Annotated in this window: 18 protein-coding genes; 7 read left to right on the forward strand and 11 right to left on the reverse strand. The window is 52.6% G+C overall.

Annotation, left to right across the window (positions count from 1 at the left end):
- Positions 1 to 275: 275 nt before the first annotated feature.
- From E2566_RS16965 to E2566_RS16975, 3 genes are all read left to right on the forward strand, one after another.
- A complete protein-coding gene (locus tag E2566_RS16965; protein WP_165800661.1) occupies positions 276 to 1,811 on the forward strand; it encodes a methyl-accepting chemotaxis protein in 1,536 nt (511 codons plus the stop codon).
- 181 nt (positions 1,812 to 1,992) lie between these two features.
- The gene (locus E2566_RS16970) at positions 1,993 to 2,409 is read left to right on the forward strand and encodes a FlxA-like family protein (protein WP_107170032.1); all 417 of its coding nucleotides are present in this window, start codon (positions 1,993 to 1,995) and stop codon (positions 2,407 to 2,409) included.
- A 196-nt stretch (positions 2,410 to 2,605) separates the two neighbouring features.
- A complete protein-coding gene (locus E2566_RS16975) occupies positions 2,606 to 2,962 on the forward strand; it encodes a FlxA-like family protein (RefSeq protein ID WP_107170031.1) in 357 nt (118 codons plus the stop codon).
- Positions 2,963 to 3,053: 91 nt separating this feature from the next.
- On the opposite strand, the gene E2566_RS16980 is transcribed toward E2566_RS16975, so the two are convergent.
- The 5 genes from E2566_RS16980 to E2566_RS17000 form a co-directional block, all read right to left on the reverse strand.
- Positions 3,054 to 3,275, reverse strand: coding sequence for a DUF3820 family protein (locus E2566_RS16980; RefSeq protein ID WP_107170030.1), 222 nt, complete (start codon positions 3,273 to 3,275; stop codon positions 3,054 to 3,056).
- Between the two features lie 4 nt (positions 3,276 to 3,279).
- Positions 3,280 to 5,334, reverse strand: a complete 2,055-nt coding sequence (gene ligA, locus E2566_RS16985; RefSeq protein ID WP_107170029.1) for an NAD-dependent DNA ligase LigA — start codon at positions 5,332 to 5,334, stop codon at positions 3,280 to 3,282.
- A 137-nt stretch (positions 5,335 to 5,471) separates the two neighbouring features.
- On the reverse strand, positions 5,472 to 6,908 hold the full coding sequence (gene hldE / locus E2566_RS16990; RefSeq protein ID WP_107170028.1) for a bifunctional D-glycero-beta-D-manno-heptose-7-phosphate kinase/D-glycero-beta-D-manno-heptose 1-phosphate adenylyltransferase HldE: 1,437 nt from the start codon (positions 6,906 to 6,908) through the stop codon (positions 5,472 to 5,474).
- A gap of 56 nt (positions 6,909 to 6,964) precedes the next feature.
- The gene (glnE, locus tag E2566_RS16995; protein ID WP_107170027.1) at positions 6,965 to 9,820 is read right to left on the reverse strand and encodes a bifunctional [glutamate--ammonia ligase]-adenylyl-L-tyrosine phosphorylase/[glutamate--ammonia-ligase] adenylyltransferase; all 2,856 of its coding nucleotides are present in this window, start codon (positions 9,818 to 9,820) and stop codon (positions 6,965 to 6,967) included.
- A 52-nt stretch (positions 9,821 to 9,872) separates the two neighbouring features.
- The gene (locus E2566_RS17000; protein ID WP_107170026.1) at positions 9,873 to 11,204 is read right to left on the reverse strand and encodes a CYTH domain-containing protein; all 1,332 of its coding nucleotides are present in this window, start codon (positions 11,202 to 11,204) and stop codon (positions 9,873 to 9,875) included.
- Positions 11,205 to 11,490: 286 nt separating this feature from the next.
- Here E2566_RS17000 and E2566_RS17005 point away from each other — a divergent pair, with 286 nt between their 5' ends.
- A complete protein-coding gene (locus E2566_RS17005; RefSeq protein ID WP_107170025.1) occupies positions 11,491 to 12,111 on the forward strand; it encodes a TIGR04211 family SH3 domain-containing protein in 621 nt (206 codons plus the stop codon).
- A gap of 108 nt (positions 12,112 to 12,219) precedes the next feature.
- Positions 12,220 to 13,464, forward strand: a complete 1,245-nt coding sequence (locus E2566_RS17010; protein ID WP_107170024.1) for a multifunctional CCA addition/repair protein — start codon at positions 12,220 to 12,222, stop codon at positions 13,462 to 13,464.
- Positions 13,465 to 13,527: 63 nt separating this feature from the next.
- Here E2566_RS17010 and bacA read toward each other — a convergent pair whose 3' ends face one another.
- Positions 13,528 to 14,346: an undecaprenyl-diphosphate phosphatase gene (gene bacA, locus E2566_RS17015; protein ID WP_107170023.1), complete on the reverse strand. Its 819-nt coding sequence runs from the start codon at positions 14,344 to 14,346 to the stop codon at positions 13,528 to 13,530.
- 147 nt (positions 14,347 to 14,493) lie between these two features.
- Positions 14,494 to 14,847: a bifunctional dihydroneopterin aldolase/7,8-dihydroneopterin epimerase gene (folB, locus tag E2566_RS17020; protein ID WP_107170022.1), complete on the reverse strand. Its 354-nt coding sequence runs from the start codon at positions 14,845 to 14,847 to the stop codon at positions 14,494 to 14,496.
- Between the two features lie 107 nt (positions 14,848 to 14,954).
- On the opposite strand from folB, the gene plsY reads away from it, so the two are divergent.
- Positions 14,955 to 15,590, forward strand: coding sequence for a glycerol-3-phosphate 1-O-acyltransferase PlsY (gene plsY / locus E2566_RS17025; protein ID WP_107170021.1), 636 nt, complete (start codon positions 14,955 to 14,957; stop codon positions 15,588 to 15,590).
- A gap of 54 nt (positions 15,591 to 15,644) precedes the next feature.
- Here plsY and E2566_RS17030 read toward each other — a convergent pair whose 3' ends face one another.
- On the reverse strand, positions 15,645 to 17,231 hold the full coding sequence (locus tag E2566_RS17030) for a methyl-accepting chemotaxis protein (protein ID WP_107170020.1): 1,587 nt from the start codon (positions 17,229 to 17,231) through the stop codon (positions 15,645 to 15,647).
- A 248-nt stretch (positions 17,232 to 17,479) separates the two neighbouring features.
- Here E2566_RS17030 and ppa point away from each other — a divergent pair, with 248 nt between their 5' ends.
- Entirely contained in the window at positions 17,480 to 18,010 is a 531-nt protein-coding gene (ppa, locus tag E2566_RS17035; RefSeq protein ID WP_039486249.1) for an inorganic diphosphatase, read from the forward strand.
- Between the two features lie 131 nt (positions 18,011 to 18,141).
- Here the strand turns inward: ppa and E2566_RS17040 are convergent, their stop codons facing one another.
- Genes E2566_RS17040 through tamA form a run of 3 tightly spaced genes read right to left on the reverse strand, consistent with a single transcriptional unit; the run spans position 18,142 to position 24,232 of the window.
- On the reverse strand, positions 18,142 to 18,489 hold the full coding sequence (locus tag E2566_RS17040; protein WP_107170019.1) for a gamma-glutamylcyclotransferase family protein: 348 nt from the start codon (positions 18,487 to 18,489) through the stop codon (positions 18,142 to 18,144).
- A gap of 2 nt (positions 18,490 to 18,491) precedes the next feature.
- The gene (gene tamB, locus E2566_RS17045; RefSeq protein ID WP_107170018.1) at positions 18,492 to 22,520 is read right to left on the reverse strand and encodes an autotransporter assembly complex protein TamB; all 4,029 of its coding nucleotides are present in this window, start codon (positions 22,518 to 22,520) and stop codon (positions 18,492 to 18,494) included.
- Positions 22,517 to 24,232 (reverse strand): autotransporter assembly complex protein TamA, encoded by a 1,716-nt coding sequence (gene tamA, locus E2566_RS17050; RefSeq protein ID WP_107170017.1) that lies wholly within the window; start codon positions 24,230 to 24,232, stop codon positions 22,517 to 22,519. The genes tamB and tamA overlap by 4 nt, the downstream gene beginning before the upstream one ends.
- Positions 24,233 to 24,284 lie beyond the last annotated feature (52 nt).

The raw sequence follows: 24,284 nt of genomic DNA on the forward strand, positions 1-24,284 counted from the left end.
CATCACGCACAATATAGGGTTAATAGCCCGCTCATTATTAAATAGTGCTTGGCATTATTTTATATAAGCGAGTAAGCCACCCAAGAAATTTCAGTATACCCATTTGAATAACTTGAATATTTACACAGCAATATGCCTGACAGATTTCACAGTATCGTCACGCGGCAGCCTTGCAACGTCTTAGCCTCTGGAATAGCCAGAATCGCTGAGACGAGAAAAGCGGTCGGCATGGCTGAACTTGGAAACTGAGCGGGATACGTACGCCGGGGTTTCTAATGAGATTAAATACACCTGTCACACAGCAGGAGTATCTGTTAGACATGGACACCATATTGATGTCCACAACAAATATTCACAGCCACATTACCTATGCCAACTCTGCCTTTATTAAGGTTAGCGGTTTTTCTGAAGAGCAGCTCATCAACCAGCCGCACAATATTGTGCGCCATCCAGACATGCCCGTTGAGGCCTATGCCGATCTGTGGTTTACGCTGAAACAAGGCGATAGCTGGACCGGATTAGTCAAAAACCGCCGTAATAACGGTGACCATTACTGGGTTCGTGCCAACGTGACCCCGGTTTACCAGCAAGAGCAGCTGGCAGGCTATATCTCGGTACGTAACACACCCAGCGCCGAAGAAATAAAAGCGGCTGAAATGTTGTACAGCGCCGTGCAGAAAAAGCAGGCTGGCAGCCGTAAATTCTACAAAGGATTGGTTGTTCGCACCGGGCTTTTCTCTCCGCTGTCGCTTTTGCAGAAATTGTCAGTCCGCTGGCGCTTGCGTGCTGCGGTATTGGCTGTCGGGCTTATTCCCACATTACTTGCTTTCAGTGGCATGAACCCCCTGTGGCTGTTGGCGCTGACGTTACCACTCATCGTCATCATGGATCAGTTTCTACAGCAGCAAATTGCACAGCCAATCAAGATGATACTCAAACAGGCGCAGCATGTGGTATCAGGCCGTAAAGTAAAACATATCCACCTCAATCGGATAGACGAAATTGGCTTACTGCTACGTTCAGTTAACCAGTTTGGCCTGAATCTGCATTCGCTTGTCGATGACGTCAGTACGCAAGTTAACGGCATCACGAATGTCAGCCGTAAATTGGCGGAAAACAATGTCGATCTGAATAGCCGTACAGAAGAAACGTCGGCAAATCTGCAACAAACCGCCGCAGCCATTGAAGAAATTACCGTTGCTGTGCAGCAAAGTGCAGAAACGGCGGCACAAGCGACAGTAATGGCAGAAGCTGCCAGCAGCACCGCGCTTAAAGGTGGCAATATCATGAAGGAAACCATCGGCATGATGGATTCCATTTCCAGCGCCAGCGATAAAATCGTCGATATTATTGGTGTAATAGACAGCATCGCTTTCCAGACCAATATCCTCGCGTTGAATGCCGCCGTTGAAGCCGCTCGCGCTGGCGTACAAGGGCGAGGGTTTGCCGTGGTCGCCGCCGAAGTCCGCAATCTGGCACAGCACTCCGCTTCTGCGGCTAAAGAAATTAAAACCCTGATCGATGCCAACGTTGAAAGTGTGAAGCAAGGCAGCACAATGGTAGAAACCGCGGGTAAACATATCAGCGATATCGTTGATGAAGTATTCCAAGTCTCCACCATGATCAAAGAGATCAGCAATGCGACACATGAGCAGACTTCTGCATTAGGCCTGATCAATACCTCGATTGCGCAGATAGAACAAATGACACAGGGCAATACCGATATGGTTACGCAATCAACCGATGCCGCCGAAGGGTTAAACCTTCAGGCTAAGCGACTGAACAGCGCAATTAACGTGTACGGGAGCTAATTGCCCCCATCCCAGCACGATTACTGGCAAGGGAGTAAGGAAACACTCTTGCCAGCGCCCATTCTTCTTTGCAACAAATGCCTAGCCGCTCCTCACCCCATTTCATTTGTAAGCTTTTCGTAAAGAAAATAACGATACCGCCGATAGTAACTGAAGAACTGACTTATTTCAGGAGGAAGTGATGTCCAACGATATCAGCCGGATTACCATGAATACGTTGTCAAAAGCCACGGTGGCTCCGACAACCAGTAAAGCGACATCAAGTAAGGCTACCTCTGCTACAGAGAGTAAGTCTGCGTCTGCGGCAGGTAGTGGAGCTCAACAAAAGATTGCCGCATTACAAAATCAAATCCAACAGCTAACCAAAAAGCTAAAAGAGTTGGGTGAGTCAGCCGCCAGTGCGAAAAGTGAAGATGAACGCAAACTCATCAAGCAGCAGCAGCAGATGATCCAGGCGCAAATACAAGCCCTGTATGCCGAAATTGCCCGTATCCAAAAAGAAGAAGCTGAAAAGAAAGCGCTTAGCGCAGCGTCAGACAAAGCATCACAACCTGTAGAAAATAAAGGAAAAAAAGACGGTGTTGATATCTACGTCTAATCACCATCTCTGACGAATCTCCCCTTTCTTTCTCTCTCTTTCCTGGTAGATATATTTTGTTACATTAGCTATCAGGAAAGTGAGTATTTCATGTTTCATTGCCAACAATGTCACCTTCGATAAAGTGTTTAAATTGCCGATATAAGGGCTTGTCCCGCCAATAATTCGGGTATTAGGCATATTTTCAGGAGGGAAGATGTCAAACACAATCAGCAGTATTAGCGTATCGGCAACAACCGCAAGCAGCAGTAAAAGCAGCAGCACGTCAGAACAACAGATTGCGCAGCTCACCAAGCAGGTCCAGGCGCTCACCAAACAGGCGAGTAAGCTGACCGAATCGGCTTCCAGCGCAGAAAGCGATGAAGATCGTAAACTGATCGAACAGCAGCAGCAGGCAATTCAGGCGCAGATCCAAGCGTTGCAGGCGCAAATTGCCCGCTTGCAGAGTGAAAAATCAGAGCAGCAGTCTGATTCCTCTGCTTCGACGCAACATGCTAAACAAGAGGGCGTTAATCGTCCGACAGCAGACAATAAAATTAATATCTACGTCTAGCCTGCGTCAGGGATGGGTAACCAGTTAACGTGAAAGGTCGCTTCAATGAAGCGACCTTTTTTCGTCAGATCCTGTGGCAGGAAGTTAATAATCAGGGGCGGGACCGCTTCAGCGGCGTGACTAACCCTTGCAGACCCTCTATCTTGATTGCCAGCGTAATTTGCATCAATTCTCCCAAGCGACCATGAGGAAATTCATCCTTGCGGGAGAACCACAGCAGGTACTCTTCTGGTAAATCAATCAGCACCCGCCCCTTATATTTACCAAAGGGCATCTGCATCGTGGCAATGTCTATCAGGTCTTCTTTTTCCATCCGTTTACGCCCCTAATAATCGGATCATTTCCGCCTCATCGATCACCGGAATCCCCAACTCTTGCGCCTTTGCCAGTTTAGAGCCTGCGGCTTCACCGGCAATCACCATATCGGTTTTCTTCGAGACGCTACCACTGACTTTTGCCCCTAATGCCGTTAGCCGATCTTTGGCTTCATCGCGGGACAAAATACTCAGCGATCCGGTCAATACCACCGTTTTTCCCGCAAACGGGCTGTCAATCTCTTCGGCATTGATGATTTCAACCTCAGGCCAGTGGATGTTGATGCCGGCAGGATCGGTCAGCTCGCGGATCACCGTTTGGTTGTGTTCTTCTTCAAGAAAATGGCGTACATGCGCAGCAACAACTTTACCGACATCCGGCACCGCCAGCAGCGCTTCTTCATCTGCCGCAAAAAGCGCCTCCAGTGAACCGAAATGAGCAGCCAGATTGGCAGCCGTCGATTCGCCAACGTCACGAATCCCCAACGCATACAGGAAACGCGCCAGCGTAGTGCTTTTCGCTTTTTCCAGCGCATTGACCAGATTTGTCGCAGACTTCGGCCCCATGCGATCCAACCCCGTCATGATCCCGGCGCTTAAACGAAACAGATCGGCTGGCGTTTTGACGTACTCTTTTTCCACCAGTTGATCGATGATCTTATCGCCCATGCCCTCAACATCCAGCGCACGGCGAGAAACAAAGTGCTTCAGTGCCTCTTTACGCTGGGCACCACAGATCAAGCCACCGGTACAACGCGTGACGGCTTCCCCTTCCACACGCTCAACGTCAGATCCACACACGGGACAAGCCACGGGAAAGACGATCGGTTGTACGGTTTCTGGCCGCTCAGATTCAACAATACCAACGATCTGCGGGATCACATCCCCCGCTCGACGTACAATGACACGATCGCCAATCTGCAAACCCAGCCGCTCAATTTCATCAGCATTATGCAGGGTGGCGTTGCTGACAATCACACCCGCTACGGCGACCGGCTCCAGACGCGCAACGGGCGTAATCGCCCCCGTCCGCCCTACCTGAAACTCGACATCGCGCACCCAAGTCAGCTGTTCCTGCGCGGGGAATTTAAACGCCACTGCCCAGCGCGGTGCGCGGGCAACGAACCCTAATCGCTCTTGCAACGCCAGCGAGTCAACTTTGACAACGACGCCGTCAATATCAAAACCTAACGCACTGCGGGTCTGTTCAACCTGACGATAAAAATCGAGCACCTCGACCGAGCCAGTACAGAGCTTGATTCTGTCACTAACGGGTAGCCCCCATGCCTTGAACTGCATCAGGCGCTCCCAGTGACTGGCGGGCAATTCACCGCCTTCCAGCAGGCCGACGCCATAGCAGAAGAAGGTCAGTGGGCGTTTAGCCGTGATACGGGGGTCAAGCTGACGTAGCGATCCAGCGGCAGCGTTACGCGGGTTGGCAAAGACTTTGCTTCCTGTACGGCGAGCCTCTTCATTCAATTTTTCAAAGCCGCTATGCTTCATAAACACTTCACCGCGTACTTCAACACGACGCGGAATATTTTCACCCTCAAGGCGCAACGGGATCGCTCCAACGGTACGGATGTTGCTGGTGATGTTTTCCCCCGTCGTTCCATCCCCACGCGTGGCAGCCTGTACCAGAACGCCCTCTTCATATAACAGGCTGACAGCCAAACCATCCAGTTTCAGTTCGCAGCAGAATGTCAGGTCATCACCGTTCTTCAGTCTGTCGCCAATTCGCTTGCTGAAGGCCAGATAGCTCTCTTCATCAAAGACGTTATCCAACGATAACATCGGCACTTCATGACGTACCTGTTCAAATGCCGCCAACGGTGCCGCACCGACGCGCTGCGTAGGAGAATCACTCGTCACCAGCTCTGGGCGATCGGCCTCCAATGCCTTCAGTTCCTGCATGAGCTTGTCATATTCGATATCAGGAATTTCGGGCGCATCTTCAACGTGATATTTGTATTCGTGATGGCGTAAGACCCGGCGCAACTCCGCTACCCGCAGTGCGGCCGCATTCACTTCGGCTGGTTCTTTCTTCACTGGTTTCATACCTGTTTTATCTGACGTGTCGCCCTGTCGGCGTTATGATTTTTATAATTCTCGCCCGTGGTGTATCAGAGCGAGAATCATTAGCTTGCGGACTGAGCGGCGCAGAAATCGTTTGAGCGCCGTCAGTTTTATTTCGTTTACGGTTTAGACGTGCTGGCTTTAATCGTGTTGATGATATTTGTCGTGGAGCAACCGTCCTCAAAATTCAGAACCTTCACTTCACCGCCGTTGGCCCAGACCTCTTCACTACCAGCGATTTCATGTGGCTGGTAGTCTCCGCCTTTCACCAGAATATCCGGCAGGATGCTAGCAATCAGGCGCTGTGGCGTATCTTCTTCAAACGGCACAACCCAATCGACAGCTTCCAATGCTCCTAGCACGATCATCCGCTGCGGCAGTGGGTTGACGGGTCGCGTTGGTCCCTTCAGCCGCTTGGTGGATGCATCGCTGTTTACCGCAACGATTAACCGATCGCCAAGCTTGCGGGCATTTGCCAGATAAGACACATGCCCGGCATGCAGAATATCGAAGCAGCCGTTGGTCATCACAATCTTTTCGCCACGCTGACGCGCCAGCTCAACGGCATGTTTCAACTGTTCTTCAGTCATCACGCCAAATCCGGTTTCGGCACGACCGCGGATAGCATTCTCCAACTCAATCGGCGTAACGGTAGACGTTCCCAGCTTGCCAACGACAACACCGGCGGCGGCATTCGCCAAGAAACAGGCTTCTTCCAGCGGATTACCCGCCGCCAGCGCAGCAGCCAGAACACCAATTACGGTATCGCCTGCACCGGTCACGTCATACACTTCCTGCGCCTGCGTCGGCAAATGCAGCGGTGCTTTACCTGGCTGTAGCAGCGTCATCCCTTGCTCGGAACGGGTGATCAACAAGGCAGACAGATCGTAATCCGCCACCACCTGCATACCGCGCTCGACCAGTTCTTCTTCCGTTTTACTGCGCCCTGCAACGGCTTCAAACTCAGACAGATTCGGCGTCAGCAGCGTCGCACCACGGTAACGAGAAAAATCGGTGCCTTTCGGGTCGATCAACACCGGAACACCAGCCGCTTTTGCCGTCTGAATCATGGCTTGCACATGCGCCAACGCGCCTTTCGCATAGTCAGACAGCACCAGCGCACCCATTTTTGGTAACGCCAGTTGAATACGTTCGATGATCGGCTGAGGATCGATCCCCTCAAAGCCCTCTTCGAAATCCAGCCTGATCAACTGTTGATTACGAGACAGCACGCGCAGCTTGGTGATAGTGGGATGCGTGGGAACAGAAACAAAGTCACATTTCACATTCACTTCAGCCAGTTTGGCATTCAGTGCACGTGCAGCATCATCAATTCCCGTTAATCCCACCAGACGCGAGCCAGCCCCCAGTGCGGCGATGTTCATTGCAACGTTCGCCGCCCCACCCGGGCGCTCTTCGATCGTATCAACTTTGACCACAGGCACCGGTGCCTCTGGTGAAATTCGGCTGGTAGGGCCATACCAGTAACGATCCAGCATGACATCACCCACCACTAACACACCCGCTTGACGGAAATCAGGCAGCGTCACTTTCATCCTCTACTCCAGGCTTATTTCGCATAATGCGCGTAATAATATCATAGGCACGATCATTACACGCCCACCAGCCACTTATTCCAACTCACCAGCACCTGCTCCCGCTCCGCAACAAACCGCTCCTGGCTGACACGGCCAGAGAGTTCCTGCAAAGCCAGATGGTGCAATTCATTGCGCATGGTGACATAGGCCAGCTTGAGTGCATTAGCTTCGCTCTCTTCCATCACGCCATACTGCGCCATCAGTTCCAGAATTCGTACATTGTCTGACCAACGGGTCAAACGCGGCTCCTGAGCGGCGTAGCGCAGTACCAAATACTGGGCGATAAATTCAATGTCCGTAATGCCGCCCGCATCCGTTTTGATATCAAAAAGCGTTTTACCTTTGTTCGCCAGATGCTGACGCATTTTTTCCCGCATTTCGCGCACTTCGGTTCGCAGAGTATCCGCGTCACGCTCTGCGCAAAGAATACGACGGCGAATAGACTCAAAGGTCTGCTGCACACCGCTTTCGCCATACACCATACGTGCACGCACCAACGCCTGATGTTCCCACGTCCACGCCTCGTTGCGCTGATAATCATCAAACGCTTCCACCGTGCTCACCAACATGCCTGCCGCGCCCGATGGACGCAGACGAGCATCCACTTCATACAAAATGCCTGATGACGTCCGAGTACTAAACAGATGCATGACTCGCTGTGCGAGGCGCAGATAAAACTGGCGACCATCAATACTGCGTTCCCCCTCCGTCATCACGTCAGACGGACAATCCAAGAGGAAGACCAGATCCAAATCAGAGCGATACCCCAATTCCCAGCCGCCAAGCTTGCCATAGGCAATGACGGCGAACCCTCGCCCTTCACGGTGTTGCAAATGGGATGGCTGACCGTAGCGCGCGACCATCTGTCCCCATGCCTGCTGAACTACTGCCGCGATAATCGCTTCCGCCAGATACGTTAAGTGATCGCTCACTTTCATCACCGGTAGGACGCCGCCGATGTCCCCTGCGGCAATGCGCAACTGCTGTGACTGTTTAAACTGGCGCACGGCTTCCAGTTGTTGTTCTTCATCGTCCTCAGGGACACGCATCAAATACTGACGCAGCTCATCAGAGTAGGCGCCCGGTGCCGTCGGCTGATACAGCGTTGAGGCATCAAGCAATTCATCTAACAGGAGGGGATAGCGCGCCAGTTGGCTGGCAACCATCGGCGAAGCCGCACATAGGCGAATCAACTGAGCCAAAGCTGCACGAGACTCCAGCAACAGCTCAAGATAGGTGGTACGTGTGACGATGCCCAACAGTAACGGCGTCAAACGAGATAGCACCGTATCCGCCTCCTGCAGAGCGCACACTTCCGCCAGTAAACACGGCATGAGCTGATCCAGCACATCCCGCCCGCGCGGCCCTATTGTGCGTTTCGCCACATCGTGACGGAATTCCACAATCGTCCGCATCAGCTTCTCACGCACGGTTTCCGTAAGATGCGGCGTTAGCGGAGCCAGTTCACCATCATCCAGCGTATCCTGCCATAGGCTGCTGTAGCTGCTATGTTCGGGGATATCGTTATTGTCTGGTGCATCATCGCCGATCAGCTCATCAAATACGTTCCGCACCGCCTGCATATGCTGTGCCAGCATGGATTGCAGTACGTCCCAGTTGTCGAAACCCATTCCCCATGCCAGCCGTTGCTGATTGAGTTCATCGCCCGGCAGCGTTTGCGTCTGCTCATCGGCAATCGCCTGCAACAGGTTCTCCAGACGGCGCAGAAACAGATAAGCGCCACTGAGATCGAGCACCTGCTGCGGCGTTAATAACCCCAGAGTCCCCACATGCTGGAGCGTAGGTAGCAGCGATCGTCCCTGTAACCCCGGTTCACGCCCGCCACGAATCAGTTGGAAAACCTGCGTGATAAATTCGATTTCACGAATCCCCCCGGCTCCCAGCTTGATGTTGTTGCGCAAATCCCGGCGACGCACTTCACGGGCAATCATGCTCTTCATATTTCGCAGCGATTGGATCACGCTGAAATCAATATAGCGACGGAAAACGAAGGGCTTCAGCGTACTACGCAGTTCCTGGCTGTAAGCATCATCCATTCCCCCCATCAGGCGCGCTTTGACCATTGCGTAACGTTCCCAGTCGCGGCCCTGCTCCTGATAATAATCTTCCATCGCTGCAAAGCTGAGTACCAGTGGCCCGCTGTCGCCAAAGGGACGTAGCCGCATATCCACACGGTAAACAAAACCATCGACAGTCGGTTGATCTAGCACCTTGATCAGCCGCTGTCCCAGACGCGTGAAGAACTGTGCATTATCCAGTTCACGCCGTCCGCCTTGCGTATGACCATTTTCGGGATAGACGAAGATGAGATCGATATCCGAAGAGAAATTGAGCTCTCCTCCACCCAATTTTCCCATGCCAAGAATCAGCAGAGGCTGAGCCACACCCTGCGCATTGCAAGGTGTTCCCCACTCACGACAGCAGGCCTGATATAGCCAGCTTCTGGCCGCCACAATGACCACTTCGGCCAGTTCACTCAACTGACGCAGCGTGTGTTCGGTGGTGCTGGTTTGCAGCGCCTGTGACCACGCAATTCGCGTCAGCATATGCCGACGAAACCGACGCAATGCCGCCATCAACGCATTTTCGTCGTTAACATCGGCCAATGCGTTACTCAGCCAGTCGGCGTAGTGCTGCCATTCTTCAGGCTGCGGCGGTTGCTGATGAATCCCTTGCCACCAGTCAGGATGCAGCGCAAGCGCGTCACTGACAAAATCGCTCAATGCCAAAACAGCGGCATCGTTGTCCGTTATCAGTGCATCAGGTGCGGCTTCCCGCAAACGCGATAGCGCACGCTGAGAGTGTTCCGTCAGAAGCGCAGGTAAAGCTGGCAAAGGAAGTATCGACATGGGTGTTCCCTTGATGTGCCGCCTATCCTCACTGACAAGCGGCAGTTAACGGTTACTGTCCGCCGCTATGTAGCCAAAACGGGGACAAGGTCAGCACGGCTTTACGCTGGGCTTCCAGATAGACGGAAGGAGCCTTCCCGGCAGCAAGCCGCTCAATCTCCTGGAGTAACGCTCGCCAGTGTTCAGTGTAAGCTTCGACTTGCTCTGCCGGATAGGCACCAGATAAGAGGAGAAATGCGCAGAGATTACGTTGAAGACGAGGAATTTGCTGCTCGTACTGCGCATCCGTCAAGGTAGAAGAAAAGGCGCTTTTCAGCTCCGCCGTACTACGGCTTAGCATAATGTCAGCAAAGCGTTTGAACGATCCCTGTAGCTTAATGCGATCTTTATTATCCATATAGTCACGCCAGCCAGACTCGACTAGCCAGGAAGTCAGTACTAACTTACTTTGCAGGTAGTCAGCGCTATAACAGATCTCCGCGCCACCGGGGCCTTGTAGCCGATTTTCCAGAGTAGTGAGCGCAGAGCGAAAAAGCGTAGTCACCTTACGTAGCACGACGCCGCCCACCAGCACCAGCATTTCACGCATCAACGCGCTGGCCTGTGGCAGGGCTTCACGAGCAGAGGAATCCCCTCTTACCCAAAGCTCTTCGTGGTATTGCCAGTGAGCCAGCGCCAATTCTAACGCCGCGCGGATGGCCTGATCGATGTTGGTTTTTGCATCCACGACCAATGTATTGAGCGGAAGACATTCGCGTACGGGATTGCCTTTAGCCAGATGGTATCCACGTGCCGCTTTACTGAGGCTCCCCTGCCGCATACCACCAAATTCCGCGATTTCTTTTGCCAAGGCCAACAGATGAGTGGTTTGTCCAAGCTTAAGCTCCATCTCCAGTTCGCACAGTGGTTCACTCAGATCGCCAGCACGAATTTCGCCGCGGTCTAATGCAACCTCAATCACGCTTTGGTAGTAAGTAAACACCCACTTCTCACGCGTAAAATCCGTACTAAACAGTGGATTAAGTGAGGGTTGCAGCACCTCAATATCGCAATCTTCCGGCCACATTTCCGCGGGAAATAGGCTGAGATCCAACTCTGCTTTCTCCAGCGCAACGTTATACTCAGGGTGTTGGTGCAAGCCACCAATCACCTTACCCGCTGTTTTCGCTGTCATTTCGTAGCGTTCATTCTCGCCGCGAATACGTAGGCCGATCCCATTACGACGCAGATAGTTATCTGCGGTTTCATAATAGACATTGCTCAGACGCTGAGCGCGCATATGCTCATACTGGCTGTAATCACTCTCCCATTCAGCCAACTGCGTCAGCAGCGATTCAACGCTGTCAGGATGAACAATAAACTTCAGTTCAATTTCTTCACTCATAGCTTTCACAACACCAAGATCGCGTTCATTATTATGTCAGTAAATAACATTTTACTTCACCTTACTACCCTTACCGCACACACTCTTTTTCACCTGCGAACAAGCGCGCATTTCTTATGCAAACCGGCCATCAAGAACATTCTCCTTTCTGTTTAAATACGGAGAGCACAGCCTTCCTAGCACAACCTCCGCCAAGAGTAAGACTGTTCTCATTTCGGTTTATACATTGCCTCGTCAGACTTAAGCCTCTACTATCAGACCACCATTAACGCAACATGATGATCTTATGCAGAAATTAGGCTTACTCTGTTTCACTTTATTTTCTCTCACGCTGAGTTGGACCACTCAGGCGGAAGAAAAACGCTACATTTCCGATGAGTTATTGACATATGTCCACAGCGGGCCGGGCAATCAATATCGTATCGTCGGCACGCTGAATGCAGGCGCTGAGGTCACGCTACTCAGCGTTAATGAAAGCGCAGGCTATGCGCAGATCCGTGATGATAAAAACCGTACCACCTGGATTCCTCTCGACCAGCTTAGTGATACGCCAAGCCTGCGCACCCGGGTGCCGGAATTGGAAAAACAGGTAAAAGACCTGACTGACAAACTGAATAATATCGATCAGACTTGGAACCAGCGTACCGCCGATATGCAGCAAAAAGTGGCTGCCAGCGATGATATTATCAACGGATTACGTCAGGAAAATCAGGATCTGAAAAATCAGCTTACCGTGGCACAGAAAAAAGTCAGTGCGGCAAATGTCCAGCTTGATGATAAGCAGCGCACCATCATTCTACAGTGGTTCATGTATGGTGGTGGGGTTGCGGGGATAGGCTTGCTGCTAGGCTTGCTGCTGCCGCACATCATCCCGCGTAAAAAGAAAAATGACCGTTGGATGAATTGATTGGAATATATGCCTGCTTCTCGCAGGCATTTTTCTCTGCGGCCAACGCAACAGCATAAAGATGATAGTATGTTGCGAAACATTGGTTATTTATTCAGGAGCCCAACGTTGAAGATTTACCTTGTCGGCGGTGCTGTTCGGGACAGCCTGCTGAGTTTACCCGTCACCGAAAAAGATTGGGTGGTGGTCGGCGCTACGCCGGAGAATCTGCTTGCACAGGGCTACCAGCAGGTTGGAAAGGATTTTCCCGTTTTCTTGCATCCTGTCAGCCACGATGAATACGCCCTCGCACGAACCGAACGCAAATCCGGCAAAGGCTATACTGGGTTTGTCTGCCATGCCGCACCGGATGTCACGTTAGAGCAGGATTTACTCCGCCGCGATTTGACCATCAATGCGATTGCCCGTACTGAGCAGGGCGAGCTGATCGATCCGTATCACGGTCGTCGCGATCTCGAAAACCGCGTACTGCGCCATGTCTCTGGCGCCTTTGGCGAAGATCCGTTACGCGTCCTGCGTGTCGCCCGTTTTGCCGCTCGTTTTGCCCACCTCGGCTTCCAGATTGCAGAAGAAACCATGGTATTGATGCAAAAAATGGTGCATGAGGGTGAACTGGCTTACCTGACGCCAGAACGCGTCTGGAAAGAGACGGAAAAGGCTCTCGGAACGTCGTCGCCGGATGTTTATTTTCAGGTGCTGCGTGACTGCGGTGCGCTGGCTGTACTGTTCCCTGAAATCGATAACCTCTATGGCGTACCCGCTCCAGCCAAATGGCACCCGGAAATCGATACCGGCATTCACACCATGATGACGGTGGCAATGGCCGCACGCCTCAGCCCTGAGATTGACGTGCGCTTTGCCACACTGTGTCACGATGTCGGAAAAGGGCTAACGCCCCCCGAACTGTGGCCACGGCATCATGGCCACGGCCCTGCGGGTGTCAAACTGGTTGAAGCCCTGTGTCAGCGTTTACGTGTGCCTAATCCCATTCGCGATCTGGCGAAATTGGTTGCGGAATATCATGACCTGATTCATACCGTGCAGGTACTGCAACCCAAAACGCTATTGAAGTTATTTGATGCAATTGATGTCTGGCGCAAACCCCAGCGTCTGGAGCAGCTAGCGCTGACGAGCGAGGCCGATGCCAGAGGCCGAGCCGGTTTTGAAGAGAATCCTTATCCACAAGGCGATTACCTGCGTGAAGCCTTCCGCGTTGCCGCTCTGGTCAGCAGCGCAAGCGTCGTCGCCGACGGTTTTAAGGGTATTGACGTGCGCAATGAACTGGCTCGCCGCCGTATTCACGCTCTGGCAGAGTGGAAAGCACAACAGCCTGATATATTGGGCACATCCTGAAAAAAAAGAGGCCACGCATTAGCGCGGCCCTTCTCTATCTAACGACAGAATACGCTCTCAATCTTACATAAACACCATGTAAACCACGCCCGCGACGATAAAACGGTAAATGGCGAAGGGGACAAACGAGATACGCTTGATGATTTTCAGGAAGGTTTTAATCGCAATCAGCGCCACGACAAACGCCGTCACAAACCCCACGGCAAACATTGGCACATCAGCCAGAGACAAGAAATGCCAGCTTTTATACAGATCCAGAACGGTCGCGCCCATCATCATGGGAACCGCCAGAATAAAAGAGAATTCAGAGGCCGCATAGCGGCTGACGCCCACCAGCATTCCGCCGGAAATGGTCGCTCCCGAACGTGAAAAACCGGGCCACAGCGCCAGACATTGAAAACAACCAATCATAAACGCCTGACGATGCGTAATGTCATCCAGCCCAACGGCACGTGGTTTTTTAGGCTTGAGCCATTCAGCCGCTAATAGCAGAAAACCACCGATCACCAACGCATACATCACATTTTGTGGATAAAATAACGATTTGATCACGTCGTGGAAAACCAGCCCAAGCACCACCGCGGGGATCATAGCCAGCAAGATGTGCGTCAACTTCAGTCGGCCAGCCGTATGCCCTTCATGCGGCACCTTGCCAAAGTGAATCCCAATCAGGCCAAAGAGACGACGCCAGAACATGACGACAACCGCCAGAATTGAGCCAAGTTGGATAATCACTTCAAACGTCTTGGCTTTCTCATCAACAAACCCCAACCAATGACCAACAATAATCATATGCCCCGTAGACGATACGGGCAGAAACTCGGTCAACCCTTCGACCACGCCAAGAATAAATGCGATTAGCAGCGAATGCAGGTCAGTCATCTAAAAATCCTTGCCTCTAATAAAAACGAAAATTGAGCCCATAAAAAAGCGGCCGCGTACTTTCGCGAGCCGCTACAATTGGCTTATAGACTATTTGGGTTACGGTTTAGTTGCACGTAAATCAGTATTTATTCTATTAAATCAGATTTATCGCGTACCGCGTTCGATAATGACCCCAACCTGACGCGCCTGCGCGACGGCACCTGGCTTGCTGAGCTTGATCCGCAGCCAAGGGATCGAGAAGCGCTGCATCAGCAACTGTGCGACTTCTTCAGCAACGCGCTCCACCAGAGCAAAGCGCTGGTTTGCCACATGGGCAATCACCGCATCGCTAACATCGGCATAGCTCAGGCAGTCCTTAACATCGTCACTGGCCGCGGCCTGACGGTTATCCCAGCCCATTTCGATATCGAACACCAATTTCTGCTGGATAGTCTGTTCCCAATCGTAAACACCAATGGTAGTGATTACAGTAAGTTCTTCAATAAATACGATATCCATCACGCCGTTCTCTGTTTTTGTCGCTGTCGGATACCACTTCCGACGGAATATGCGTATTATCCACAGATGAGAAGAGTAAAACGACCCTTATTAAACGGAATGGCGTTATGAGTGTTACCGCGCTTGGTATGATGTTAATCGCGTATCTGTGTGGCTCTGTTTCCAGTGCGATTTTGTTTTGCAGAATTGCTGGGCTACCCGACCCGCGTCAGCATGGTTCTGGCAATCCTGGAGCCACTAACGTATTGCGTATTGGCGGCAAAGCGGCCGCAGCAACCGTGTTGGTTTTTGACGTTCTGAAAGGTATGTTGCCAGTCTGGGCTGCTTACGCATTGGGCGTTGCCCCGCTGTATCTCGGGTTAACCGCCATTGCTGCCTGCCTCGGTCATATCTATCCCGTTTTTTTCCACTTTCGCGGGGGGAAAGGTGTGGCAACCGCTTTTGGTGCCATCGCCCCTATCGGCTGGGATTTGACAGGCCTGATGACCGGAACCTGGCTACTGACCGTTCTGCTGAGCGGCTATTCCTCACTCGGTGCCATCGTCAGTGCGCTTATCGCCCCGTTTTATGTCTGGTGGTTCAAACCACAGTTTACCTTTCCCGTTGCGATGCTCTCTTGTCTGATACTGATGCGTCACCACGACAACATCCAACGCCTATGGCGCGGACAGGAAAGTAAAATCTGGGATAAACTGCGCAAGAAGAAGCAACCAGAAGACGAGAATACGTCCCCCGAAGAGTAAGGCAAAAAAATTCCCGCGTTCACGGGAATTTTTTTATGAAGTATGAAGGGGGAATTAGAATCGGCCGATGGCGGCAAACGTCTGCGACTGGACTTTAAACTGAGACATACTTTCTGCCAGCAGGCGCGCCTGATCTTCCAGTGAGCGCGTGGCTGCCGCAGATTCTTCAACCAGAGACGCATTTTGCTGTGCGACCTCATCCATCTGCGATACCGCCAGATTCACTTGCCCAATCCCATTACTCTGTTCACGCGTTGCCGTTGAGATTTCACGCATCAAGGACGTCACGCGCGCCACGGCGTCAGAGACGTCATCCATCGTTTCGCCCGTCATTTTTGCCATAATGGTGCCTTCACTGACGCGGCTCTGGGATTCCTCCATCAGCGTTTTGATCTCTTTCGCTGATTGTGCACTGCGCTGCGCCAGATTACGGACTTCACCCGCGACCACGGCAAATCCACGTCCCTGTTCACCCGCTCGCGCGGCTTCAACTGCTGCATTCAGCGCAAGAATATTGGTCTGAAACGCGATACCGTCAATCACCGCCAGAATATCGCCAATACGGGCGGAACTGCTGGAGATCATCTGCATCTTCTCAATCATGTTCCCCACCATCTCGCTGCCTTTATTGGCGATATAAGACACATTTTGCGCCAGCGTATGGGCTTGTTCCGCACTCTCGGCGTTTAGCGTTACCGTAGCGGTGAGTTGTTCCATACTGGCTGCGGTTTCTTCCAGCGATGAGGCTGACTCTTCCGTACGGGCGGCCAGATGGGTGTTGCCGGAAGACAGTTCGCGCGTACCAACATCGATCTGCATACCCGCATCGCGGACACGCCCTACGGCGGTTGCCAGCGAATGCTGCATTGCTTTCATCGCCTGAATCAGGCGACCAATTTCATTATTACCACCATCGGCAATCTGTTGAGTCAAATCGCCATGGGCAATAAATTCCAACTGTTCGACCGTCTCTTCAAGCGGAGACAAAATAGAACGCTTCAGGGCGACCCAGGCAGCCAACACCAGCAGCAGAACGAATAGACAAGCAATACCGATGATCGTCAAGCGCTCGAACGCAAAGCGTTCTGCTTCTGCCAGCATGTTTTCCCCGACTTCCAGGCCAAAGTCGCGAAATTCATTCGCTACCTTATCCATCTTCACGCTAAGCGGTGGTAGTACGTCCTGCAACAGCACGTAATAGGCATTCACATCGCCGCGTTTCAACGCATCGACCATCGGCTGAACGCCAAGATTCATATATTGCTCGTAATTGCTTTTGACCTCTGCCGCCATTTTGGCGCCGCGTTCCGTTACGGTGCCATAGGAAAGAAAACGCGCCATTTCTTTGTGGGAAAGTGCCGTGTAGGCTTCTGCTCTCGCCACTGACGCATTCGCGAGATCGGTCAGTCCATTTTCCATCTGGCGGGCAGCCAATGCTGCCCCCGTTCTGGCACGCAGCGAGGCCGTGTAACTCCCTGCCAGCGCCGTCACTTCTTTGCCCTGAATCTTGTCAATGGTCGTGAGCGATGTGATCCCCTGATTGATTGAGGTGATGCCAATTCCGCATACGAGTAATAAGAGCAGTACCATCGTGCCCAACAAAGCAATCAAGCTCGTCTTGATTGTGATGTTTCTTAACATTTTTGTTTCCCTGGAATTACAAACGATAAATAAATGCGGAGAAATGCTCCACATAACGTGATCTCGATCATGTTCCTATCGGTAACAAGCCTGCTTTCTTTAAAGAAACTTTAGTAACGAAAGTATTTTTACTTAAACGACTCACGCGAATGCATAGTGCTTCGACACGCTAAAAATCGGCGACATTAAATGCTTTTTGGCTATAATGACGGCCACGCTATTTCAGGTTTTAAGAGAAGGAAACTGACATGAGTCTGAACAATGTTCCGGCAGGTAAAGATCTGCCAGAAGATATCTATGTAGTGATTGAAATTCCCGCGAATGCCGATCCGATTAAATATGAAATTGATAAAGATACTGGTGCGCTGTTTGTAGACCGTTTCATGTCTACCGCCATGTTCTACCCATGCAACTATGGCTACATCAACCACACGCTGTCTCTGGATGGCGACCCGGTTGACGTGCTGGTACCAACCCCGTATCCGTTACAGCCTGGCTCAGTGATCCGTTGCCGCCCTGTTGGCGTACTGAAAATGAGCGACGAAGCTGGTGAAGATGCCAAGCTGGTTGCCGTTCCGCACAGTAAGCTGACCAAAGAATACGATCACATTAAAGACGTTAACGACCTGCCTGAACTGCTGCGTGCACAGATCGGCCACTTCTTTGAACACTACAAAGATCTGGAAAAAGGCAAGTGGGTGAAAGTTGAAGGTTGGGATAACGCTGCTGCGGCGAAAGCCGAAATCGTTGCTTCCTTCGAGCGCGCAAAAAACAAATAAGCGCCTTTCAATACGCAATCAAAAGCATTGCGTATGCGAAAACATGACGTGCTCAAAAATAGCACGATCAAAAACACCGCATTACGCGGTGTTTTTATTTATACCGACCATGATTTGGTGGTTACTCGACCTCAAGCCTCTTCATCACGTTTCAACCAGTCGCCGCTGGCAATACGCGTCAACCCTTCAGTCGGGTGTTTATATAGGTAGATCCAGGCACTACCCAGAGGAGTGGAAATCAGCTCTCGCTGGTATTCATGGCCGTCTCGCTTTAAAGCATCCAGCTCCGTCAGTATCGACGAGCTGATGCGATAAACCTCACAATGGATTTCTCCATTTCCGGGGACGACTGCCGGATAATGGCCGAGATCGTACAGCTCGAAACCGGCGAGCTGACAATCCCCTAACCATTGCGCATTCGTCATCCAATGACTATTTCCCTGTTTGCGTCGTAAACTGCCGTAAACAATAATTCGCATCGCTAGAACTCAAACTGATAGAGCACATCTAGTGCCTGGCTAATTCCAGACACCGCTTCCAAGTATAGCTTTGGCATCAGGCGGTAACGCAGCGTTAACGTTGCCAAAGAATCGAATATGCCAACTCCATATTTCACTTGCAGACCCGGAAGGACGTAGCCGCTGACGACAACCTGAGAATTATCGCCAACACCCTGTGTATCCAGAGCTAAATTACTTACGCCAAAGGCCTCGCCGATTTTACCCACAACTTGACCACTTTGTGCAACCCCTAAACCTACTAACATTGAGGTCATCGCCGAGCTATCTGCTCCACCGCTGTCCAAACCCTGTCCACGCAGCAGATAAGAGAGCGCTTCTTGCTGTGACATCGCCGGATCGGAGAAGACTTCCAGCTTCGGCGTGGCGGCCATGCCCGTAACGCGAACACCAGCCGTAACGTCATCAGCTGTGTTGTCTGGATTACGAATCGCTTCGATATTCAGGATCGGCTGATCTGGTGGGCCAGAGAACAAAATCAGTCCTTTACGAACGATCAGATCCTGCCCATAGGCTTTAAAACGACCGGATGGAATATCGATTTGGCCGTTCAGCCCTAATCCGCGCTCGTCCTGAACCATCTTCAGGTCACCCTGTAGACGAGCGGCCAACCCAAACGCATCCAGTTGAACATCATTCCCGACGCGGATCGTTAGATTGCTGTTAATCGGAATCGCAGCGCTGGCTTTCTTCAACGGCTGGCGTTGGGCATCGAGCATCACTTCATCCGATGACACCGCCACCGCGCTTTCCGGCATGTCTTTAACCACAATGCGCGCCCACGGAATACTGACCGATCCATTGAGCGCAAACAGCTGCGGCGTCGCTTCAAAAACAATATCCGGCGACACATCCAACCGCGCCATCGGTGGAATCGTCACCCGCAGCTTCTGGCCTTTCGCGGCAATGCGCGCACGCCAGGCGTCAGGCCGAGACCAGTCGGCATTCCCACCGAGGTTCAGTTGCCCATTGTCCGTTTTCAAAAAGCCTTGCAGCGTTGACGACATCCCGCTGAAGTTTACCGCCAGCCGCCCGTTAGTCAGATCGATAGGCATCCAGTTACCATCAATATCCAACCGTTCCAGCACCATTTGGCCGAATATCTGCGGGCGAGCGACATCGCCCGCCAGACGCAGGTTTGCATTTAGCATGCCTGCCGCCTTTTCTCCTTTGCTCAATGCGGGGTTGAGCAAGGCCAGCGAAATATTATTGATCGTGACACTGCCGCCGAGATTGCGCCGCCCCTGTGGATCGCTCACCTGAATATCGCCGCTGAAGCGCCCGTTTTCCCGAATTGCCATCAGCCAACCGAGCTGTGCTCGTCCACGATCGAGCCCAGCATTCAACGTAAAGGTATCGAAATCAATCGGCAGCGTATTGCCCTGCATCTGTTGACGCACGCTCACGCCGTTACCCACCAGCGAAATTTTCGCCTGTGGTAAACCTTGTCCCGCCTGCCAACTGATATCGGCACCGCCCGTGAACGTCCCAGCCAGCACCGTATCTTCCGTCAGGAACGGTTTTAACATCGCGAGATCGAAGCGGTTCAGTCGGATACTCGCCTGCCCGCTCGGCCCTGCTTCAATCGCTTTTGGTACACACAGCTCGGCGTTCGGATTGCGCCAGCAGTGCGTTCCAATCGTGATCTTCTGTTGTGTATTCTGGTAATCCAACGCCATATCCTGCGCCAGACGCCATTCCCCCACCGGCGTGTCGAAACGGGTATTGTTCAGCGTTCCACGCCAGCGTTGTTCCTGACGATCAAAGCTACCTGAAAGCACCAGTTGCCCCGCGACCGGTTCCCCCTGCATAGTCAACCGAAGCTGATGCTGCTTCTCATTGCCGCTGGCATCCAGCGTCAACAGGGCAATATTCAGGCCGTCCTGCTTCAGCGCTTCAAGGCGCACCGCGAGTTTGCCCTGAATCTGCTGTTCAGAACGCACATCACCTTCTACCCTCACCTGACTAATGGTGATCGCCTGCCAGCGCAGACCAGAAGCCGTAATATCCGCCAGCATCTGCGGTTCACGCAGATTACCGCGTAGCTTGAGTGTGCCAATGGCGCGCCCCGCCAAACCGGGCAACATCCCATCCAGCGACGGCGCATTGATGTCGGCATCCAACTGCCACTTGTCGCTCAGATCGCCTTTGACGTTAAGTTGGTTACGCCCTAACGCCAGATTCAGCTCAGGTATTGTCCACTGCCCCGCCGCGTTACCGCGCAGTTCACCTCTGGCCGTGAGCTTATTCGCTTTCACGTTACCATCCAGCCGCAGTTCCGGCACCTGCAACTGCCAGCTACCGCCATAGACGCTACCGCGCGTTGTTATCTTGCCATCTATTTTCGCGGGCCATTCGGGCCACTGTTTCGCGGTGTTAATCCCGTTCAGCAACAGCTCACTGCGCCAACTGATTGCTTTACTCCAGTCGATAAGGGCGTTCAGATCGGCATTGCCCTGCAACGCCGCCAGCCGTAGGCGACTCAGCGTAAACTGCTGCTCATTACCTTTGCCATCCAGCAACAGTGTCGCTGGAGGAATATCTGCCCCGCTCAAGTCGCCGCGCAGCGACAGGGCATAGTCTGTCACTTTGCCGTTAAAACGCAGCATGACGTTGCTGGCCTGATACTGTGTTGCGCCCGTCAACGGCCAGCGCACGCGTTCGGTTTGCAGCGTCAACGCCAGCGGTAGCCCGGCTTCTACCAATTTGGTTTGCAGCTCCAACTGCGCACGCTGTGGCCCCGAGAGATTCAGCGCCACATTCAACTGTTCGCGCAGTCCGCCATCGACCGTCAGCTTCAGCGTCTCCCCCTTGAGCGGATCGACGTTCAACACGCCGTTCGCCGCCAGTGAAACAGGCCAGTTATCACTGAGCGTCGCCTCACCGCGCACATTCAATCCCCCCTGCGGCGATTGCACGATCAGCTTATCCAGACGCAAATGCTGTTGCTGGGTTGACGCCTGCACGAACAGGTTATTAATCAAAATATCCTGATCGCCCGTCAGCCGCAGCTGTTCACCGTGAATCTCAACGATGTTCAAATCCAGCGGTAGCGTGAACTGCGGTAAATCCGGCAGCAGCGGTTTGGAGAATAGTTCACTGAGGCGTTCACCCAGAGGCTGTTCAGGCACCGCGGGTTTGTCCGAGGCATTATCCGTTTTCGCCGTTGGTATCGGTGTCGTCGTCGTGGCTGTCGCTACCGTGTTATTTGCTTCTAGCACGTTATCGATTTGAAGCGTTTGTGAGGTGCCTTGTTCAGCTGCCTCGCGGACATTTTCCGCCGTTTCTTTGATGACGGACGCCATTTCCGCTGCCGTCACTTTGCCATCTTCCAACACATCAACAGGCGTTTTCGGCAAAGCCACCAGCAGCGCACTAATTTTGGTCGGTAACAGCGTCAACGCGCGTCCTTCCCACTGCATTCCCGTACGGAATTCACCCAGTGAAATCGCCGTATCATCGACGGTAACCTGAACGCCGTTGAGCACCAGTTGACGCAGAGAAATAGGGAAAGGCGCGGAGATTTCTGTGACTGGTTCTGAAGGCGTTGTAGGTTCTTCTGATGCAGGCAACGCTTTGGTATCTACCACCACGTCAATGCGATTAGCCGAGAGGTCATTGATGCACAGCTGGCTTTTACGCAGACAGCCCAGCGCGAGCGACAGATGAAATTCTTCGCTCTTTACCGTTACGCCCGGCATTTCGTAGCTGACATTTTTCAGGGTTAAATCACGCCAACCACCGCTCACGCTGGCGATCTCCAACCCCGGCACCACGCGCGCGGCGGTATTCAGCAACAGGTGCAGACCCGGTGTGGTCCCGACTAACAGGCCCACGCCAACCACGAGCAGCAGTAAGAATGCAACAAGGCCAATCCCGATACGTTTCCACCAGCGTCCTTTTCGTACTGGCACCGCCGATACATGATCCTGCGCGACCTGTTCTTCCGTCACCGCAGCGGGTGTGCTGTTGTCGTTTTTATCATCCATCATAATTCAGGCCCCAGTGCGATATAGAACTGAACATCGTTCTTCTTCTCTGCATCGCCAATCGGCATGGCAACATCGAATTTCACCGGACCAATCGGCGAGGCCCAGCGTACACCGACACCCGTGCCGGTCTTGAAGTTACTCCGTTTGATGTCATTCACCGCTTCACCTGAATCAACAAAAACCGCGCCCCACCATTTTCCCGTCACGTTGTATTGGTATTCGAGCGCTCCGGTCGCCAGTTTAGACGCACCGGTCAGTTTGCCGTCGCTGTCGCGCGGCGAAATAGATTTGTATTTATACCCACGGATGCTGCGATCGCCACCGGCAAAGAACCGCAGTGAGGGCGGCACACGGGAGAAATTATTGGTTTCAATCCAGCCCAAATTGCCGCGCGCGACGAAACGGTGTTTATCCGCCAGCGTGCGAATCCAGACGTTTTGTGCCTGAACCACGGCAAAATCGATATCCGATCCCCACGTGGTGTCGGAAATGTCGATAGAGTAGCGCTGCGTATCGCCCCATACCGGCATCAGCCCACCGCGCTGGCGGGTTCGGTTAATGCTGACACCCGGATAGATCAGCATCGTGGTATCCGTTACGCTCGCCTGCGTAAAGTGGTCGAGACTCCAGCGCAGATTAATCGCCCGCTGCCACCCGCTAGAGAGATCCCAGTAGCGAGCGACATTCAGCGTGGTGCCATCAGATTGGGTATCGTTGAGATCTTCGCGCTTGAAACCGCCTTGCAGCAGGTAATACTGCTCGAGTGGGTTCTTCAACAAAGGAATTTTGTAGCTAAAATCAAGCGATTGCTCTGGCGCGGAGACGCTCAGGCTGCTTTCCAGGCTGTGACCCCGTGAATTCACCCAAGGCTTATTCCAGGTGGTTTTAAAACGGGGGCCAACATCCGTCGCATAACCCACCCCGGTTTCGATGCGGTTACGGGTCCGCGGCGTTACCACCGCATCCAGCGGCAGAACTTTGGTACTTTTTGACTGGTCAAAATTGGGCGACACCACGACAGAATTGAACCACCCGGTCGCGGAAAGGCGGCGGTTTAACTCGCCGAGATCTTCGCTGGTATACACATCACCGTCATGAAACGGCACCAGATTTTGCAGATAATCATCGCGGATTTGTGCGCCCTGAAAGTGTACAGCGCCAAAGCGATAGCGTTCCCCGCTGTCAAAATCGATATCCCAAAAGGCTTCTTTTTCTTCACGCATCACACCGAGCTGACTTTGCAGGAAGCGCGCATCAAAGTAGCCTTTGCGTAACGACAAACCGTTCAGCCCGCTTTTAAAACGATCGTAATCACTATGATTCAGCACCGAGCCAATCTCGGGGCGATCGTCTTTAACCAGCTGTTGGTAATCTTTATCATCATGCGCACCGCCGCGCAGCGTGATGTTCACCCCTGCAATTTTTACCGGGTCGCCAGGGGTGACAGTGGCAATCAATACCGGTCGCCCACCATTAACGGCAGGCCGAAATTCAAAACCTATCTGTGGATCGTAATAGCCGAGTGCTCGCAACCCCTGACGGATCGCTTCATCAACGCGTGAGCGGAAACGTCCGTCGGCATTCACCTCATCGCCCGCTATGGTGGATAAACGCGCCCGTACATTCTTTTGCAACTGCCCTTCTAGCCCCATGACTTGCAGACGCACATTCGCCGCCTGGCTTTCAGGCACCAACATGAGCAACGCGCACATCAGGCCAAGAATCCGGTATCGAGAGACACCACCGCAGCGAGCAAGGCCGGTT

This window comes from Pectobacterium punjabense, from assembly GCF_012427845.1.
GTDB classification, from domain to species: Bacteria; Pseudomonadota; Gammaproteobacteria; order Enterobacterales; family Enterobacteriaceae; genus Pectobacterium; species Pectobacterium punjabense.

Bases quoted from the DNA above. Each gene is read 5' to 3' on its own strand.
- E2566_RS16965 (WP_165800661.1), top strand. From the start codon at position 276: ATGAGATTAAATACACCTGTCACACAGCAGGAGTATCTGTTAGACATG.
- E2566_RS16970 (WP_107170032.1), top strand. From the start codon at position 1,993: ATGTCCAACGATATCAGCCGGATTACCATGAATACGTTGTCAAAAGCC.
- E2566_RS16975 (WP_107170031.1), top strand. From the start codon at position 2,606: ATGTCAAACACAATCAGCAGTATTAGCGTATCGGCAACAACCGCAAGC.
- E2566_RS16980 (WP_107170030.1), bottom strand. From the start codon at position 3,275: ATGGAAAAAGAAGACCTGATAGACATTGCCACGATGCAGATGCCCTTT.
- ligA (WP_107170029.1), bottom strand. From the start codon at position 5,334: ATGAAACCAGTGAAGAAAGAACCAGCCGAAGTGAATGCGGCCGCACTG.
- hldE (WP_107170028.1), bottom strand. From the start codon at position 6,908: ATGAAAGTGACGCTGCCTGATTTCCGTCAAGCGGGTGTGTTAGTGGTG.
- glnE (WP_107170027.1), bottom strand. From the start codon at position 9,820: ATGTCGATACTTCCTTTGCCAGCTTTACCTGCGCTTCTGACGGAACAC.
- E2566_RS17000 (WP_107170026.1), bottom strand. From the start codon at position 11,204: ATGAGTGAAGAAATTGAACTGAAGTTTATTGTTCATCCTGACAGCGTT.
- E2566_RS17005 (WP_107170025.1), top strand. From the start codon at position 11,491: ATGCAGAAATTAGGCTTACTCTGTTTCACTTTATTTTCTCTCACGCTG.
- bacA (WP_107170023.1), bottom strand. From the start codon at position 14,346: ATGACTGACCTGCATTCGCTGCTAATCGCATTTATTCTTGGCGTGGTC.
- folB (WP_107170022.1), bottom strand. From the start codon at position 14,847: ATGGATATCGTATTTATTGAAGAACTTACTGTAATCACTACCATTGGT.
- plsY (WP_107170021.1), top strand. From the start codon at position 14,955: ATGAGTGTTACCGCGCTTGGTATGATGTTAATCGCGTATCTGTGTGGC.
- E2566_RS17030 (WP_107170020.1), bottom strand. From the start codon at position 17,231: ATGTTAAGAAACATCACAATCAAGACGAGCTTGATTGCTTTGTTGGGC.
- ppa (WP_039486249.1), top strand. From the start codon at position 17,480: ATGAGTCTGAACAATGTTCCGGCAGGTAAAGATCTGCCAGAAGATATC.
- E2566_RS17040 (WP_107170019.1), bottom strand. From the start codon at position 18,489: ATGCGAATTATTGTTTACGGCAGTTTACGACGCAAACAGGGAAATAGT.
- tamB (WP_107170018.1), bottom strand. From the start codon at position 22,520: ATGATGGATGATAAAAACGACAACAGCACACCCGCTGCGGTGACGGAA.
- tamA (WP_107170017.1), bottom strand. From the start codon at position 24,232: ATGTGCGCGTTGCTCATGTTGGTGCCTGAAAGCCAGGCGGCGAATGTG.